General features: G+C 41.6%; 17 protein-coding genes. 14 read left to right on the top strand and 3 right to left on the bottom strand.

The window, feature by feature from the left end; genetic code table 11:
* The first annotated feature begins 14 nt into the window (after window positions 1–14).
* From pspB to PAUR_RS13865, 7 genes are all read left to right on the top strand, one after another.
* Window positions 15–245, top strand: a complete 231-nt coding sequence (gene pspB / locus PAUR_RS13895; RefSeq protein WP_192508279.1) for an envelope stress response membrane protein PspB — start codon at window positions 15–17, stop codon at window positions 243–245.
* Window positions 242–643, top strand: coding sequence for an envelope stress response membrane protein PspC (gene pspC, locus PAUR_RS13890; RefSeq protein WP_192508278.1), 402 nt, complete (start codon window positions 242–244; stop codon window positions 641–643). Before pspB ends, pspC begins: the two co-directional genes overlap by 4 nt.
* Window positions 644–726: 83 nt before the next feature.
* Complete coding sequence (locus PAUR_RS13885; protein WP_192508277.1) at window positions 727–2133, top strand: YcjX family GTP-binding protein; 1407 nt, start codon at window positions 727–729, stop codon at window positions 2131–2133.
* A complete protein-coding gene (locus tag PAUR_RS13880) occupies window positions 2130–3164 on the top strand; it encodes a TIGR01620 family protein (protein WP_192508276.1) in 1035 nt (344 codons plus the stop codon). The genes PAUR_RS13885 and PAUR_RS13880 overlap by 4 nt, the downstream gene beginning before the upstream one ends.
* A gap of 137 nt (window positions 3165–3301) precedes the next feature.
* Window positions 3302–4480, top strand: coding sequence for a methionine gamma-lyase (gene megL, locus PAUR_RS13875; RefSeq protein WP_192508275.1), 1179 nt, complete (start codon window positions 3302–3304; stop codon window positions 4478–4480).
* Between the two features lie 220 nt (window positions 4481–4700).
* Window positions 4701–5498 (top strand): phenylalanine 4-monooxygenase, encoded by a 798-nt coding sequence (phhA, locus tag PAUR_RS13870; RefSeq protein ID WP_192508274.1) that lies wholly within the window; start codon window positions 4701–4703, stop codon window positions 5496–5498.
* 9 nt (window positions 5499–5507) lie between these two features.
* A complete protein-coding gene (locus PAUR_RS13865) occupies window positions 5508–5852 on the top strand; it encodes a 4a-hydroxytetrahydrobiopterin dehydratase (protein WP_192508273.1) in 345 nt (114 codons plus the stop codon).
* A 112-nt stretch (window positions 5853–5964) separates the two neighbouring features.
* Here the strand turns inward: PAUR_RS13865 and dapD are convergent, their stop codons facing one another.
* The 3 genes from dapD to map form a co-directional block, all read right to left on the bottom strand.
* Complete coding sequence (gene dapD / locus PAUR_RS13860) at window positions 5965–6792, bottom strand: 2,3,4,5-tetrahydropyridine-2,6-dicarboxylate N-succinyltransferase (protein ID WP_192508272.1); 828 nt, start codon at window positions 6790–6792, stop codon at window positions 5965–5967.
* Window positions 6793–6802: 10 nt separating this feature from the next.
* The gene (gene glnD / locus PAUR_RS13855; protein WP_192508271.1) at window positions 6803–9421 is read right to left on the bottom strand and encodes a [protein-PII] uridylyltransferase; all 2619 of its coding nucleotides are present in this window, start codon (window positions 9419–9421) and stop codon (window positions 6803–6805) included.
* Between the two features lie 217 nt (window positions 9422–9638).
* Window positions 9639–10433 carry a type I methionyl aminopeptidase gene (map, locus tag PAUR_RS13850; protein ID WP_192508270.1) on the bottom strand — a complete coding sequence of 265 codons (795 nt, stop codon included), beginning with the start codon at window positions 10431–10433 and terminating at the stop codon, window positions 9639–9641.
* Between the two features lie 268 nt (window positions 10434–10701).
* Here map and rpsB point away from each other — a divergent pair, with 268 nt between their 5' ends.
* The 7 genes from rpsB (at window position 10702) to ispC (ending at window position 16772) form a co-directional block, all read left to right on the top strand.
* The gene (gene rpsB, locus PAUR_RS13845) at window positions 10702–11430 is read left to right on the top strand and encodes a 30S ribosomal protein S2 (RefSeq protein ID WP_010361623.1); all 729 of its coding nucleotides are present in this window, start codon (window positions 10702–10704) and stop codon (window positions 11428–11430) included.
* A 102-nt stretch (window positions 11431–11532) separates the two neighbouring features.
* The gene (gene tsf, locus PAUR_RS13840) at window positions 11533–12384 is read left to right on the top strand and encodes a translation elongation factor Ts (RefSeq protein ID WP_010361624.1); all 852 of its coding nucleotides are present in this window, start codon (window positions 11533–11535) and stop codon (window positions 12382–12384) included.
* 150 nt (window positions 12385–12534) lie between these two features.
* The gene (pyrH, locus tag PAUR_RS13835) at window positions 12535–13272 is read left to right on the top strand and encodes a UMP kinase (RefSeq protein WP_119862042.1); all 738 of its coding nucleotides are present in this window, start codon (window positions 12535–12537) and stop codon (window positions 13270–13272) included.
* A 23-nt stretch (window positions 13273–13295) separates the two neighbouring features.
* Complete coding sequence (gene frr, locus PAUR_RS13830; RefSeq protein WP_010361626.1) at window positions 13296–13853, top strand: ribosome recycling factor; 558 nt, start codon at window positions 13296–13298, stop codon at window positions 13851–13853.
* A gap of 77 nt (window positions 13854–13930) precedes the next feature.
* Window positions 13931–14704 carry an isoprenyl transferase gene (locus tag PAUR_RS13825; RefSeq protein WP_192508269.1) on the top strand — a complete coding sequence of 258 codons (774 nt, stop codon included), beginning with the start codon at window positions 13931–13933 and terminating at the stop codon, window positions 14702–14704.
* Between the two features lie 11 nt (window positions 14705–14715).
* Window positions 14716–15582, top strand: a complete 867-nt coding sequence (locus PAUR_RS13820) for a phosphatidate cytidylyltransferase (RefSeq protein ID WP_192508268.1) — start codon at window positions 14716–14718, stop codon at window positions 15580–15582.
* Window positions 15579–16772: a 1-deoxy-D-xylulose-5-phosphate reductoisomerase gene (gene ispC / locus PAUR_RS13815; protein ID WP_192508267.1), complete on the top strand. Its 1194-nt coding sequence runs from the start codon at window positions 15579–15581 to the stop codon at window positions 16770–16772. Before PAUR_RS13820 ends, ispC begins: the two co-directional genes overlap by 4 nt.

The raw sequence follows: 16772 nt of genomic DNA, 5'->3' as shown, positions 1-16772 counted from the left end.
AGGAGTATCGAGTTATGGATCTTGAAGTATTAGTAGCACCAATTATTATTTTTATGCTGGTAGTGGCGCCATTATGGCTTGTACTTCACTATCGCAGTAAGAAACAGGTGAGTCAGGGGTTAAGCGAGCATGAACATCGCCAGTTGCTTGAACTTGCAAGTAAAGCTGAAAAGATGGCTGAGCGTGTGGAAACACTAGAAGCAATCCTTGATCAAGAGGCGCCCGAGTGGAGACGTAAAATATGAGCAACATAAAGCGAGAACTTTATAGAGATCCAAAACGAGGAAAGCTGGCAGGCGTTTGTGCGGGGCTCAGTGATTACTTTAACATGGAGTTATGGTTAGTACGCATCTTGTTCATTACTGCTGTGTTGCTATCCGGTGGCCCATTATTTGTTGTTGTATACATTGCGTGTTGGTTCATTTTAGATAAAAAAAGTGATTATGTGACGACCCCTTCAACACATAAAGATGCAGACCCAATTGCAGTCAAATTTAAAGTTTGGCAAAAAGGAGAGCCACCAAGGCAGGCATTATTTGATCTAAAAGAGCGATTAAATCGTTTAGACGATCGAGTTCAATGCATGGAAACATACGTTACCTCTAGCGAATTTACGGTCAGTCGAGAAATTAATAAGTTATAGTTTATCGCACGTGATGTGGCGTTTAATACGCCACGGCTTACTTTGGTTCTGTAACTACGTTGTTCAGGAGTAACACTTAATTTATGAACACCAGACGCTTCAGTAAAGATACTTTTGAGAAACTTAAAAATAAAGCACAAAAAACCCTGCATAGAAGTTTAGATCAACACATTAAGTTAGCTGTCACTGGATTTAGTGGAAGTGGAAAAACGGCATTTATCACGGCATTGATAAAACATTTAACAACCCAAGCAGACAAGCAAAACCTGCCTTTTTTCGATGTTGCTAGAGAGCAAAGACTGATTGCCGTTAAGGCGATTCCGCAACGTGCGTTAGATATTCCCACATTTGATTATAACTGCGCAGTGAACTCTTTATTGGCAAACCCACCTAGCTGGCCTTCCTCTACTCAGCGTATTAACACATTGACACTTGCATTGAAGTTTGAAACACGTAACGCGCTTAAGCAGCACCTTTCACCTATAAGTACGGTTTATCTTGAGTTAATTGATTACCCTGGAGAATGGTTGGTTGATTTACCGATGTTAAATCAAGATTATCAAACTTGGAGTAAGGAGGTGCTGACATTATTAAAGCAACCTCAATATATTGATTATGCAAAAGAGTTTTTAACGGCTGTGGACACTTTCGATAGTGATGCTGTTGTCGATGAAACGATATTGAAAAAACTGTCTGAGCAATATCAAAGGCTACTTTTAAGTTTGAAACAGCACACAAAGGTTGCACAGTTACAACCAGGAAGAATGCTCATTCCCGGCGATTTGGCGGGCGCGCCGATACTGTTGTTTTTTCCATGTGATGGGGTAATGACAGTGAGTGGTGAGACTCAGTATATGCATTTGGAAGCGCGTTTTAATGCATACAAGCAGCAGGTTATTGGCCCTTTTTATAAGCAGCACTTTTGCCAATTCGATAGGCAAATAGTGTTAGTTGATATATTAAGTGCTTTAGCTGATGGCCCAGATACTTTGCGAGAGCAAGAGCAGGCATTACGGAACATTGTGGATGTTTTTGATTATGGAAAATCAAATATGTTGAAACGACTGTTCTACCCAAAAATTGACAAAGTTTTATTTGCGGCGAATAAGTGTGACCATGTCAGCTATGAGCAGCAACCACAGCTCGCGAAATTGTTGCATAGTATGGTCCATGAGAAAAGTAATGACTTACGCTTTGCGGGGGTAGAAATAGACACAATGGCTGTTTCTGCAGTACAAAGTACGCAGCAAACTCAAGTTGTTGAATCAGGGAAAACCCTTAATTGTATTGTGGGAAAGCCAATTGATGAGCCCCACCAAATTACATTTTTGCCACCTCAACCTCCCACTCACTGTTTGAGCAAAGAGCAGTGGCCTGAGCAGGGTTTTGATTTTCTTTCTTTTGCCCCTTTGCCTGCAAAGTGTGGAAACTTAAGCCATGTTCGTTTAGATCATGTACTGCAATTTTTACTCGGAGATAAGTTACGATGACTGAGCAAAACGAGTTGCGTGCAGGGCGGCGCATTAAAATAGATAAGGTGCAGCAGCCAGAGCAATTGAAGGATGACTCACTGCTCGCGGGTAAGCGTATTGTACAAGCCACATCAGTAGAGATAACACAAGTTGATGAAGCCGAATCAGCGTTAGATCAAACACTCAAGCCTAAATCGTCAGGAATGAGTATTAAGCGATTGCTGTTTATCGGTTTAATGATTTTGATTGTTATTGAAAGTGTTTACAGCATTGTGGACGCAATTCAACGTTCATGGTTTTTAGGCGGTGTGTACATAGTCGTTTTGCTGCTAGCTTTAATCGTTGTGTTGCGCTTTACAATTGGAGAGTATCGCGCACTGCGATTACTCTCGAATCGCACCAGTACACAAAGTGATGCTTTAAGGCTTTTAAACAGCACTCAAATTGGAGAAGCGCAACAATGGTTAGCGCCGCTACTGACTTTACATACACCCGATGAAGTCCTTGAGTTTAAAGCAAGTATTAAGTCACACCATACTGATAAAGAGGTGTTACAGCTTTATCAAAATACATTACTGAAAAGCCAAGATGAACAAGCTAAAGCGTTAATTAATACACATGCGACGACAAGTGCAATGCTGGTAGCGTTAAGTCCAATGGCATTGTTAGATATGTTGGCGGTATTGTGGCGCGGAGTTCATTTAGTTGAAAAGCTGAGTCAGCATTACGGTATTCCGTTAGGTTATAGAAGTCGGATCACTTTGTATAGATTGTTACTTAAGCAAATGGTTTTTGCTGGCGCTGCGGAGCTTGTCTCGGATTTGGCGTCGACAAGTCTTGGAGCTGAGTTATTGACGAAATTGTCGGCTCGCGCAGCACAAGGCTTAAGTGCAGGGGTATTTACAGCTCGGTTAGGGTACAAGGCTATGGAAATATGCCGGCCACTGCCACAACTAGAGCAGAAACCAAGGCTATTAAAGTCGACAATAGAAACAGTATTTACAACGCTGTTAAGTAAGGGAGACAATAAGCCTGCTAGCAAAGAGTGACAACAATTGTATACAAACTGTAGAAGTTAATCTTGCTCAGCTAGCCATCTTACCATCTGGCGTGCTTGTGAATTTTTATTCACTGATTTATTTATTAGGTAAATAAATTCAAGAATAACAACTTAACAGGCAATTTTATGAAGAAGTATCATGACAACACGCAATGTATTCATGGACCAACCCACTTTGACGACCCACATGGTGCATTGACGGCACCTTTGTATCAAACATCAACCTTCAAATTCAAAGATGCAGCACAGGGAGCTGCTCGTTTTGCTGGGGAAGAGGCCGGTTACATTTACACGCGTTTAGGTAACCCAACTACGACAGAGCTAGAGCAAAAAGTAGCAGCACTAGAAGGTATGGAAAGTGCCGCAGCAACGGCGACCGGAATGGGCGCGGTATCGGCATCAGTTTTGAGCTTTTTAGAGCATGGAGATCATCTCATTGCGTCAAATGCGTTATACGGTTGTAGTTTTGCTCTTTTTTCGCATATGTTACCTAAGTTTGGTATTGACGTTACGTTTGTCGACATGACAGATGAAGCGCAGTTACAGGCCGCGATTCAGCCAAATAGTAAGATGTTGTTTGCAGAAACGCCAATTAATCCAAATATGACAGTACTAGATTTAGCGATGATAGGGCAATTTGCTAAGCAGCATAATTTAATCAGCGTTATTGATAATACATTCTTGACCCCATTGTTACAAAAGCCTAAAGACTTCGGTATTGATATTGTCATTCACAGTGCAACAAAATATTTGAATGGGCATGGAGATGTTGTCGCTGGTGTGGTGTGTGGTTCGCAAGAACATATAGAAGTGATTAAGTTGACGGTACTCAAAGATATTGGCGCAACAATCAGTCCACATGACGCATGGCTGATTAACCGTGGTCTGAAAACACTGGCTGTCCGTATGGCACGCCACTGTGAAAGCGCGCAAAAAGTGGCTGAATTTCTTGAGAAGCATAATAAAGTGAGCCAAGTATTTTATCCTGGATTGCCCTCTCATCCTGGGTATAAGTATTTAGGCGAACAAATGAAAGGGGCTGGTGGCGTTATTGCTTTTGAAATAGTAGGTTCTTTAGCGGATGGAGAATCATTTATCAATGCCACAGAGCTTTGCACGTTAGCTGTAAGTTTAGGTGATCCTGAAACATTAATTCAGCACCCAGCATCTATGACGCATTCACCTTACACCCCAGAAGAACGACAAGCAGCGGGTATTTCGGATGGTTTGATCCGTATATCGATTGGCTTGGAGGATGTAGAAGATATTATTGCTGATCTCGAACTCGCTTTTAATGCTTTTTAGTGTAAACATAAATTTACTATAAGTGTTTGTTTGTGGCTTTATATTAAGTGCTGTATTTATTTGTATACGGCTGTGTAATTAATTCATTACAAAATACACATATCTAGCAATGGCGTTATACGCCGTTGCTATTAAACTTTTGCTTACTTTTACATAGTATCGTTGTCACAAGTTAAAGCGCGGTCTTAGATGGCCGTGATAGGTAACAATGAAGGTTTCTATGGCTAAATCGAGCAAATATACCTCTAAGCAACCCGATGAAAATGGTGTGATTGCATGGAGTGACGAAGAGAATAAAATTTGGTCTGAACTAGTAGCACGTCAGCTGCAATGCATCGAAGGCAAAGCCTGTGATGAATACATGGACGGACTAAAAAAAATAAACCTACCACATGATCGTATTCCACAATTGTCAGAACTTAACGAAGTGTTAGGTCAAGAGACTGGCTGGCAAGTTGCGCCAGTACCTGCGCTCATTGATTTTGATGAATTCTTCCGTTTGCTTGCAAATAAGCAGTTTCCAGTTGCAACGTTTATACGTTCACGAGAAGAGTTTGATTATTTACAAGAACCCGATGTGTTCCATGAAATTTTTGGTCATTGTGCAATGTTAACTAACCCCGCATTTGCCGAGTTCACACATAAATATGGTCAGTTGGGTTACGCAGCAGAAAAGAAAGATCGTGGGTATTTAGCGCGGTTATATTGGTTTACCGTTGAGTTTGGGCTAATGCAAACGAAAGATGGCCTACGTATATATGGTGGTGGGGTGCTATCAAGCCCAGGTGAAACACAATATGTTTACTCTGGTACGCCAGAAATTCAACCCCTGGATGTGAGTGATGTGTTACGTACGCCGTATCGCATTGATATAATGCAGCCAATCTATTACACGATTAATTCTATCAATGATCTGTTTGATATTTCACAGATGGATATTATGTCATTGGTTGCCAAGGCAAAAGAGTTAGGCTTATTTGAGCCAAAATTTCCACCGAAACAAAAACTAGCAAGTTGAGGATTTTAAATGTCTGATTTAAGTGCACAAAAATGTGAAGCGTGTCGTGCTGATGCGCCTAGAGTGTCAGATGAAGAGTTAGCAGTATTAATAAAGCAGATCCCTGATTGGGTACCTGAAGTACGTGATGGGATCATGCAGTTAGAGAGAGTTTTTAAGTTTAAAAACTTCAAACTCGCATTAGAATTTACGAATAAGGTTGGCGCAATGGCCGAAGATGAAGGTCATCACCCTGGCTTATTGACTGAGTGGGGCAAAGTGACCGTCACTTGGTGGAGCCATTCTATAAAAGGGTTACACAAAAATGATTTTGTGTGTGCTGCGAAAACAGATGATGTATTTGCCGCATTATAATTTTTGAATAATCCATCTCTTAGGTTATTTTAAAAAGCGCTATGTGAAGTATTCAAATAAAGAAATACTTCATCAAGCGCTTTTTTTTGGCTTATGCCAGACGAGCGGTTGATCAGTCGTCTATTGAGCGTAATAGTGCATTAATCCCGACTTTTTCACGCGTTTGTTGGTCTACTTTCTTAACGATGATTGCTGCATATAAGCTATGGGAACCATCTTTACTCGGTAGAGAGCCTGGAACTACAACGGCGCCTGCTGGTACGCGTCCGTAATGCACTTCGCCTGTTTCACGGTCATAAATGCGGGTACTTTGAGAAATGTATACACCCATTGAAATGACCGCACCTTCTTCAACAATCACACCTTCAACGATTTCTGAACGTGCACCAATGAAACAGTTGTCTTCAATGATCGTTGGATTTGCTTGTAAAGGTTCTAATACCCCGCCGATGCCAACGCCGCCAGATAGATGTACATTTTTACCTATTTGCGCACATGAGCCAACAGTAGCCCATGTATCGACCATAGTGCCTTCATCGATATACGCGCCAATATTGACATATGAAGGCATGAGTACCACATTTTTTCCTACAAAGCTGCCTTGACGAGCTACTGCGTTTGGTACAACACGCATGCCACCTTGGCGAAATTGCTCGGGGGTATAATCGCTGAACTTTAACGGTACTTTGTCGTAGAATTGATTCACACCGTCATTCATAGGTTGGTTGTCACGAATTCTAAATGACAACAATACGGCTTTTTTTAACCACTGGTGAACAACCCACTCACCACTTACTTTTTCAGCAACTCTTGCTGCGCCTGAATCCAATAAGCCCAAAGATTGGATTATTGCGTTGTACACTTCTTCTGAAACTTGGCTTGGTGAGATCCCGTCTCTTTGCTCCCAAGCTTGCTCAATAATGCTCTTTAAATCAGACATAGTTTCCTCTTTACTCTGTTTCTGCATTTAATTTTTTCATCAAGTCACGATGTAATGCTGCTTTGTGCTCTTCTGCAAGAGCTTGATAGTCTGCGTTTGATATTACAAAGAAATCTTCGGCTCGTTCCCCTACCGTTGTAATTCTTGCCGCGTGAATATGTAATGAATTAGCTTGAAAAACCTCAGCTATTTTTGTCAGTAGGCCAGGTATATCTATGGCCTGAATTTCAATGAGATTACGGTTTACTCGGGCGTGGGGGCGTACAATGACTTTTGGTTTAATATTAAAGTCTTTGAATCGATGAGAACGGTTCTTTTTAGTCCGAATTTTTTTCTTTGGATCTTTTAATATTGCTTCTAAGCCACGACGTATAGAGTTCGCACGGCTCACGCTCATAGGGTCACCACTGACTTCTAATATAACAAAATTGTACACGACAGAATTATCTTTGGTCGTCATGACCTGAGCGTGTTGTATTTGTGCTTTCTTAGAGCCAATAACGGTAAGTAATTTTGCAAATAAATTGGCATTGTATGGACTGTAAACAAAAACCTGTGTACCACCATGCATCGCTTTTTCACCTACCACAACACAAGATGCATTTAGATCGTTGGTTTTTAGTAAATGCTCACTGTGCCAAGAGATTTGTTGTTCACTGAAGGCGGTAAAATAGTTTGCTTTAAATCGAGACCAAATAAGGTCTATTTTTTCTTCCTCATATTCTAAATTAATGAGTCTTTGTTTTGCTTGTTTCTTTTTATCTCGAATCTGATCCCGCATATCCATTGGGTTTTCAAGACCTAGCCTTAGAGCGTGCTGAGAGTGTAAATAAAGCTCACGGAGTAAGGTGTTTTTCCAATCATTCCAGAGGTTATCATTGGTTGCGCGAATATCAGCAACTGTTAAGCAATATAAGTAATCGAGCTGGCGCTCATTTTTTACAATTGAAGCAAACTCAGCAATCACATCAGGGTCATTAATATCTTTGCGTTGTGCCGTTACAGACATTAATAGGTGGTTGGCAACTAACCAAGATACTAATCGCGCATCTGAGTTGGTGAAACCGTGCACTTTGCAAAAAGCGAGTGCATCAACAGCGCCAAGTTCAGAGTGGTCTCCACCACGTCCTTTAGCAATGTCATGAAAAATTGCTGCCAAGTAAAGTAATTCAGGCTTGTCCATCCGCGTGATAATTTCGTTGCAAATAGGGAATTCTTTTTTACGGTCTTTTTCAGTGTAAAGGTAGATATTATTGATGAGTTTATGGGTATGTTCATCAACGGTATAGGCATGGAATAAGTCAAACTGCATTTGGCCAAAAATATTACGCCATTGTGGTAAATAGGCTGCAATTAGACCATGCTTATGCATCAAAGTGAATGCTCTTCCCATGCCGTTAGGGTGTTTAATTAAACGTAAGAAAGCATCTCGGCATCCCGCATAGTCTTGTAGGTCACCCAGCAATCTGCGGCGTACTTGACGCATTGTTCTAATGGTACTTGGTTCGATACTTGTGATTTCAGGGTGGTCTGCAATATGTTCAAATAATACAAAGAGTTGTTCCCTACGGAAAAAAACAGAGGGATTTTTTACCCCTATTTTATTTCCGATTCGTTCGAAATTTTCATCAAGGGAGACAGCTGTACGCTCCAATTGATCCGGTAAAATACTCTGTTCAAAATACGACAATAGCATTTGGTTCATTTCACGAACGCGGCTCATGATCCTGAACAACCGCTTCATCATACGCTCAACCGATGCTTTCCCCTCAGAGCCAAAACCAAGAATTTCAGCAGCATGGGGTTGATAATCAAAAAGCAGCCTATTTTCACTTCGACCTGCTGCTAAATGCAGCGCAAAACGAATGTTCCATAAATTTTCTAAGCACTCAAGAAGCTCTTGATATTCTTCGTGTGTTAAATAACCATGATTAATTAACTCTTCAAGAGTTTCGGCGTGAAAGTGTTTTTTAGCAACCCAGAAAATGGTTTGTACATCTCTCAATCCGCCAGGGTTTTCTTTAATATTTGGCTCTAGGTTGTAAGCCGTACCGTGGCACTTTCTGTGTCGAACTTTTTGCTCATCAACTTTTGCGAGAAAGAAATCAGCAGATTGCCAAATAGGGGTCTCCACAATGTGGCTTCTGAGTCTTTCAAATTCAACATGATTACCACAGATCAGACGGCTTTCGAGTAGACTCGTAGTGAAGTGTACATCTTGTTTTTTTTGGTCAAGCACCTGTTCGTGCGTGCGTACACTGTGGCCAATTTCTAGATTTAGATCCCAAAGTAGGGTGACAAACTGTTCAAGTGCAGAGGTCATAGTTGCATTTGGAGTGTCATTAACAAGCAATAAAAAATCAATATCAGAGTAAGGGTGTAATTCCCCTCGACCATAGCCGCCGACGGCAATGAGGGCTAACTCAGGATAACGAGCTAAGCCAGTATCATTGAATAACTTTATCAGCAGTCTATCAATAAATTCTGCGCGAGAGTTGATCAGGTTACGAACTGGTTGTTTCGAAAACTCATTGCTAAGCCACTTATAAAAGTAAGCAGCACAATCTTTTAAGTCACACAGTTGCTCTGCATTATCGAGCAGTGTTTTTACTTTATTAGGCAATGCCACATCAGGCTCCCTGCATCTTATTCTTGGTGGGTGCTAAGGGTTAAATTGATCTGAATAGTCTATTCAAGCTCAATACCATCGCAAAGGTATTGAGCTTAGCTTACTGACTTGAGCACAAAGGGCAACGCTTGATTGCCATTTTTTGCTTTGTTTTTAGCTTCGTGAGCAAAGCACCGACAGAGCTTTACTCAGCGAAGGTTTTACAGCGAAGCATTTATTATTGTGCTGGATGTTCAATAATTTTGTCGATCGTATCATCGTTGCGGTGAGTTAAGATCTCAACACCATTGTCAGTGACAAGTAGTGTGTGTTCCCACTGAGCTGAAAGGCTTCGGTCTTTCGTTACAACCGTCCAATTGTCTTTTAGTACTTTACATTGACGCTTACCCGCATTAACCATAGGCTCAATGGTTAAACACATCCCTGCTTTTAATGTTTCACCAGTGCCCGCTTTACCGTAATGCATGACTTGCGGTTCTTCGTGGAACTCGGCGCCAATACCATGACCGCAATATTCGCGAACGATTGAGTAATTAAAGCCTTCCGCGTATTTTTGAATTGCAGCACCTAGGTCACCCAAACGCACGCCAGGTTTTACCATTTTGATCGCGAGATACAAACTCTCTTGTGTGATTTCAGCAAGGCGTTTACCTTGGATGTTTGGGGTGCCTACATGAAACATTTTCGATGTGTCGCCATGGTAACCATCTTTGATAACGGTAATATCGATATTGACACTGTCACCGTCTTTCAGCGCTTTGTCATTTGGGATACCATGACAAATTACGTGATTAACAGACGTACAAATTGATTTTGGGAAACCATGATAATTAAGTGGAGCAGGAATGCCTTGTTGCTCGTTAATGATGTAATCATGACAAATTGTATTTAGCTCGTCTGTTGTGACCCCAGGCTTCACAAAAGGCTCTATCATTTCTAGTACTTCTGCGGCTAAACGCCCAGCAATACGCATCTTTTCGATCTCATCAGGGGTTTTAATCACTGCACTCATTCAGACTCCAAGTCGGTTATTTTAAGTTTATTTCAACGCACAATTTTTATACTGATTGTTGAGTTCTGTTATTTTATATGGTATAAAGCGCGCCGTCTTTTTACAAATTTATCTTAGAGATGTTTGTATTTAAGGCAACCACAATTTTATTTTAACACACACACATATCGACACATACACTTGGGTGCATGTCTTAGTAAAATACTGAACATGTTGGTGCTATGGGATATGTGGAGGCTTAACCCTAACTAACTTAGAGGAAATTAAAATGGCAAACGTTTCAATGCGCGATATGCTTCAAGCTGGTGTTCACTTCGGTCACCAAGCACGTTACTGGAACCCAAAGATGAAGCCTTTCATCTTCGGCGCTCGTAACCGTGTACATATCATCAACCTTGAAAAAACTGTACCAATGTTCAACGATGCACTTAAGTTCTTACAGAACGCTGCTTCTAACAAAGGTAAAATTCTTTTCGTAGGTACTAAGCGCGCTGCAAGCGAAGCAGTTAAAGAGTCAGCTCTTCAAAGTGAGCAGTTCTACGTAAATCACCGTTGGTTAGGTGGTATGTTGACTAACTGGAAAACAGTTCGTCAATCAATCAAGCGTCTTAAAGACCTTGAAACTCAAAGCCAAGACGGTACTTTCGAGAAGCTAACTAAAAAAGAAGCGTTAATGCTTACTCGTGAAATGGAAAAGCTTGAAAAGAGCCTTGGCGGTATCAAAGATATGGGCGGTCTTCCAGACGCTATCTTCGTTATCGATGCAGATCACGAGCACATTGCAATTCGCGAAGCTAACAACCTAGGTATTCCAGTAGTATCAGTAGTTGATACTAACTCGAACCCAGATGGTGTTGATTTCATCATCCCAGGTAACGACGATGCAATCCGTGCTATCCAGCTTTACACTGGCGCTGTTGCAACTGCTATCACTGAAGGCCGTGAAAGCAATATCGTTGCTCAAGCAGAGAACGACGATTTCGTTGAAGCTGAGTAATTAGCTGTCATCAAGTCTTCATCAATTCGTGATGAAGACTTGATATTCTTGAAGAGCGGTCATCCCGCTTCCCTAAACATATTCAGATCTGAGGATATACTAATGGCTGTAACTGCTGCCCTAGTTAAAGAATTACGCGAGCGTACTGGCGCTGGCATGATGGATTGTAAAAAAGCGCTAACTGAAACTGCTGGTGACATTGAACTAGCAATTGAAAACATGCGTAAGAGCGGTGCTGCAAAGGCTGCTAAGAAAGCAGGTAACATTGCTGCTGAAGGCACAATCCTTATCAAAGAAGGCGCAGGTTTCGCTGCACTTCTAGAAGTTAACTGTCAAACAGACTTCGTTGCTAAAGATGAGAGCTTCCTTGCGTTCGCTAACTCTGTACTAGACGTTGCTGCAACTTCTAAAGTTGCTGTTGCTGAGCTTCAAGCACAGTTTGAAGAAGCACGTGTTGCATTAGTGGCTAAAATCGGTGAAAACATCAACGTTCGTCGCGTTGAGTACATCGACGGTGCAAGCCTTTCTACATACCGTCACGGTGAGCGTATCGGTGTTGTTGTTGCTGGTGAAGCTGATGCGGAAACGCTTAAGCACGTAGCGATGCATGTTGCTGCATCTAAGCCTGAGTACGTAAACCCTGAAGACGTACCTGCAGACGTAGTTGAAAAAGAAAAAGCGGTTCAAATAGACATCGCGATGAACGAAGGCAAGCCTGCTGAAATCGCTGAGAAAATGGTTGTTGGTCGTATGAAGAAGTTCACTGGTGAGATTTCTCTTACTGGTCAAGCGTTCATCATGGAACCTAAAAAATCTGTTGGCGATATCCTTAAAGAAAAAGGCGCAACAGTATCTAACTTCGTACGTTTAGAAGTTGGCGAAGGTATCGAGAAGAAAGAAGAAGATTTCGCTGCTGAAGTTGCTGCTCAAATCGCAGCTGCAAAAGGCGAGTAATCTCTCTTTTCTCAGCAAAAAAAGCAATGAGGCCATAATGGCGGATTTGCTTTTGCTTCAACGCTGAAAATTCTTTAAAATAACCGCGCATTTATGACTTTCATAAGCGCGGTTATTTTTTATCTCACTTTTACAAATGGCCCGGAAACTATGACTATCAATCGAAAACCTGTTTTTAGACGCGTTCTTCTCAAACTAAGCGGTGAAGCTTTAATGGGAGATGAAGGCTTTGGCATTGATCCAAAAGTATTGGATCGTATGGCACAAGAAATAAAAGAATTAGTAGAGCTCGACGTAGAAGTGGGTTTGGTTATCGGGGGCGGTAACTTCTTACGAGGTGGTTCATTAGCCGAAGCGGGTATGAACCGCGTAGTAGGCGACCACATGGGTATGCTTGCAACCGTGATGAACGGTTTGGCTATGCGTGATGCACTGCACCGTGCGTTTGTAAACTGTCGTTTAATGTCGGCAATTCCACTGAACGGCGTATGTGACGCGTACAACTGGGCTGAAGCAATTAGCTTGTTAAAGTCTGGCCGAGTTGTTATTTTCTCAGCGGGTACGGGTAATCCATTTTTCACAACTGATTCAGCTGCATGTCTACGAGGTATTGAAATTGAAGCCGATACTGTGATTAAAGCGACAAAAGTTGATGGCGTATTTAGTGATGACCCAGTTAAGAACCCAGATGCAACCTTGTATCGTCATTTGACGTACAATGAGATCATTGATCAAGAATTAAAGGTGATGGACTTAGCGGCATTTACGCTAGCACGTGACCATAATATGCCTTTAAGCGTATTTAACATGAATAAACCTGGCGCGTTAAAACGTGTCATTATGGGCGAAGAAGAGGGCACTCTTATCTCTTCAGCACCTTCTGAATAATCAAACAAGACTAGGATTGAATTGTGATTAACGATATTAAAAAAGACGCGCAAGAGCGCATGCAAAAAAGTGTGGCAGCCCTAGCTAGCCAACTTTCTAAAATTCGTACAGGCCGTGCACACCCTGCATTGCTAGACGGCATCATGGTTTCATATTACGGTGCAGATACACCACTAAACCAAGTTGCAAACGTCTCAACAGAAGACTCTCGTACATTGACGATTAGTGTATTTGATAAGTCTTTGGCTCAGGCTGTTGAAAAAGCAATTATGTCATCTGATTTGGGCTTAAACCCTATGTCTGCAGGCACGATTATTCGCGTACCATTACCTCCGCTAACTGAAGAGCGCCGTAAAGACTTAATCAAAATAGTACGTGGTGAAGTAGAAGGCGGTCGTGTTGCTATCCGTAATATTCGCCGTGATGCCAATGGCGATATTAAGTCTTTATTAAAAGATAAAGACATTTCTGAAGATGAAGCACGTCAAGCTGAAGATGAAGTTCAGAAGTTGACAGACAAGTTTGTTAAGGAAATGGATACACAATTGAGCGCAAAAGAAGCTGAGTTGATGGAAATCTAAGCAGTTCGAAATTATTAGTTTTGCAACGCTGTCTAGGGTATACTAGGCGGCGTTTTTTTTTATAGAAATCGGGATTTATGAGTTTAAGCGCTGACACAATTTCGCAGCAATCTTTGCCAAAACACGTCGCTATTATTATGGATGGTAACGGACGATGGGCGCAATCTCGCAATCGCCCACGTACATATGGCCATAAAAAGGGCGTTGATGCGGTTCGTACGGCAGTACAGTTTTGTTCGAAACTTAACATTGAGTCTCTCACTTTATTCGCATTTAGTAGCGAGAACTGGCGTCGGCCAGAAGATGAAGTCAGTACACTGATGGAATTATTTCTATTTGTGTTAACTAAAGAAGTAAAAAAGCTTCATAAAAATAATGTTAAATTGAATGTTATTGGTGAAATTTCTCGTTTTCCGAACTCGTTACAAGAACGAGTTGCAGTAGCACATGCGTTAACTGAGAATAATACCGGCCTGCAGCTAAATATTGCTGCAAATTATGGTGGTCGTTGGGATATTACCCAAGCGGCACAAAAACTTGCTATTGAGGCTAGTGAAGGAAAAATTCAGCCAAGTGATATCACGGAAGAAGCAATAACTAACCATCTTTCTATGGCACATCAAAGTGAATTAGACTTATTAATACGAACTGGTGGTGATTGTCGTATTAGTAATTTTTTGCTTTGGCAAGCAGCGTATGCTGAACTTTATTTCACAGATACACTTTGGCCTGACTTTAATGAAGAGGCGTTTGCAGAGGCCATTGCATGTTATGTATCTAGAGAGCGACGCTTTGGCTGCACAGGCGATCAAATAAAAGAATTACTCGCAGTGTCAAAAGTAACAAGTTAAAGGTAATTAATTTGCTTAAACAACGTATTATAACTTCAGTGGTTCTAGCGCCGCTGGCTTTGCTTTTGGTTTTTTATACACCATTAGCTTTATTTAGTTTTATCGCAGCAGCTATCGTACTGCTAGGTGCTTGGGAGTGGTCTGCTTTTATGGGGCTCGGGAGAGTGCGTCAGCGTCTGTCAGTTGTTGCATTGATGGGCATCATCATTTCCATATTGCATACCCATTGGCCGATAGAGTCCTTATGGCAACAGGGTAAGTTAGTTGCCGATGCAAATTATATATTTACCCTGGCTTTTGCCTGGTGGCTGGTCGCAACGTTTTTGGTTTTTAAGTACCCTTCAATGAGCAGAGCGTGGAATGAGGGCATAATTATGCGTGCCATTGCAGGCATATTAACGCTCATTCCGCTTTGGTTAGCGCTTAATGTGATGCGCAGTGCAGAGTATGAACAGTCTCAACAATATGGGTCAACTCTCATAATGGTGGTACTCGGTATTGTATGGAGTGCGGATATCGGTGCATACTTTGCGGGTAAAAACTTCGGTAAGCGCAAATTAATGCCCAAAGTGAGCCCCAATAAAACCATTGAAGGTTTGCTTGGCGGGGTTGTAACTTCTGTGATATTTGTTTTGCTTTTTTGTTATTTTGCAGAAGTTGAATCACACCAATGGCTATTATATTCAGGGCTCACAATCGGTGTCGCGCTATTTTCTGCGATTGGAGATTTGCTCGAGAGCATGTTTAAGCGCGAAGCTGGTTTAAAAGATTCAGGATCTATTTTACCTGGGCATGGTGGCATACTCGACCGAATAGATAGTTTGACTGCGGCAGCGCCCATCTTCGCTTTATGTTACGCTTGGATTGTTACTCTATGAGTATGAAAAACAATGTTGTAATACTGGGAGCGACAGGCTCGATCGGACTTTCTACAATTGATGTTATTGAAAGAAATAAAGATGAGTATACGATTTTTGCATTAGCCGCAGGTACAAATGTGGCTAAAATGACGTCATTGTGTGTTACACACCATCCCCAGTATGCAGTGATGCACTGTGAAAGAGCGGCTAAGCAGCTTAAAGATGCTTTAAAACATACCTCGGTTAAAGTTTTGAGCGGCACTCAAGCTATGTGTGATGTGGCTGCCCATAACAATGTAAATACAGTTATGTCAGCAATTGTTGGTGCAGCTGGGTTGTTACCGACGCTTGCAGCCGTTGAAGCTGGTAAAAAGGTGTTGTTAGCAAATAAAGAGTCGCTAGTGATGTCTGGCCAGTTATTTATGGACAAAGTAGCACGACACGGTGCCACTTTATTGCCTATAGATAGTGAGCACAATGCAATTTATCAATGTTTGCCACAGGCGTTTCAACGCAATACTGATTTAGGTATACACCATCAAGGGATCAGTAAAATTTTGCTAACTGGGTCAGGTGGTCCGTTTTTGACGCGAGACTTAGCCACACTCCCGAGTGTGACAGTGAGTGAAGCTGTTGCACATCCAAACTGGTCTATGGGCCAAAAAATCTCAGTAGATTCAGCAACAATGATGAATAAAGGACTTGAGTTTATTGAAGCCAAGTGGCTTTTTAATTGTACAGCTGAAGATATCGAAGTGGTCATTCATCCGCAAAGTATGATCCATTCTATGGTGCAATATAAAGATGGCTCTGTCATCGCTCAGATGGGCCAACCTGATATGAGAACCCCCATAGCTTACGGTTTGGCTTATCCAGAACGGATTGATGCAGGTGTACAGCCTCTTGATTTTTCTAGCATAGCAAACTTTACCTTCACAAAACCAGATTTTGAGCGCTATCCAAACTTGGCATTGGCAATGGATGCGTGTAAGTCCGGGCAGGCCGCAACGACAACGATTAATGCTGCAAATGAAATTGCTGTCGCTGCGTTTTTGGCTCAGCAGATCGGCTTTTGTGATATCTATAGAGTAAATGCTGAGGTGCTTGCTAAATCGACATTAACCTCATTAAATTCGGTACAGGAAATTATGGCTCAGGATGCTCAAGCTAGGTTACTGGCAAAACAATGTATTAGTGAATTGAGATAA

Origin of the sequence: Pseudoalteromonas aurantia 208, assembly GCF_014858725.1 — a bacterium.
Taxonomy (GTDB): domain Bacteria; phylum Pseudomonadota; class Gammaproteobacteria; order Enterobacterales; family Alteromonadaceae; genus Pseudoalteromonas; species Pseudoalteromonas aurantia.
Note: the sequence above shows the minus strand (reverse complement) of the source record. Positions and strands in the feature narration are given on the sequence as shown.

Bases quoted from the DNA above. Each gene is read 5' to 3' on its own strand.
- PAUR_RS13825 (WP_192508269.1), top strand. From the start codon at position 13,931: ATGAGTTTAAGCGCTGACACAATTTCGCAGCAATCTTTGCCAAAACAC.
- PAUR_RS13885 (WP_192508277.1), top strand. From the start codon at position 727: ATGAACACCAGACGCTTCAGTAAAGATACTTTTGAGAAACTTAAAAAT.
- map (WP_192508270.1), bottom strand. From the start codon at position 10,433: ATGAGTGCAGTGATTAAAACCCCTGATGAGATCGAAAAGATGCGTATT.
- PAUR_RS13865 (WP_192508273.1), top strand. From the start codon at position 5,508: ATGTCTGATTTAAGTGCACAAAAATGTGAAGCGTGTCGTGCTGATGCG.
- ispC (WP_192508267.1), top strand. From the start codon at position 15,579: ATGAGTATGAAAAACAATGTTGTAATACTGGGAGCGACAGGCTCGATC.
- pspB (WP_192508279.1), top strand. From the start codon at position 15: ATGGATCTTGAAGTATTAGTAGCACCAATTATTATTTTTATGCTGGTA.
- rpsB (WP_010361623.1), top strand. From the start codon at position 10,702: ATGGCAAACGTTTCAATGCGCGATATGCTTCAAGCTGGTGTTCACTTC.
- phhA (WP_192508274.1), top strand. From the start codon at position 4,701: ATGGCTAAATCGAGCAAATATACCTCTAAGCAACCCGATGAAAATGGT.
- pspC (WP_192508278.1), top strand. From the start codon at position 242: ATGAGCAACATAAAGCGAGAACTTTATAGAGATCCAAAACGAGGAAAG.
- PAUR_RS13880 (WP_192508276.1), top strand. From the start codon at position 2,130: ATGACTGAGCAAAACGAGTTGCGTGCAGGGCGGCGCATTAAAATAGAT.
- dapD (WP_192508272.1), bottom strand. From the start codon at position 6,792: ATGTCTGATTTAAAGAGCATTATTGAGCAAGCTTGGGAGCAAAGAGAC.
- megL (WP_192508275.1), top strand. From the start codon at position 3,302: ATGAAGAAGTATCATGACAACACGCAATGTATTCATGGACCAACCCAC.
- tsf (WP_010361624.1), top strand. From the start codon at position 11,533: ATGGCTGTAACTGCTGCCCTAGTTAAAGAATTACGCGAGCGTACTGGC.
- pyrH (WP_119862042.1), top strand. From the start codon at position 12,535: ATGACTATCAATCGAAAACCTGTTTTTAGACGCGTTCTTCTCAAACTA.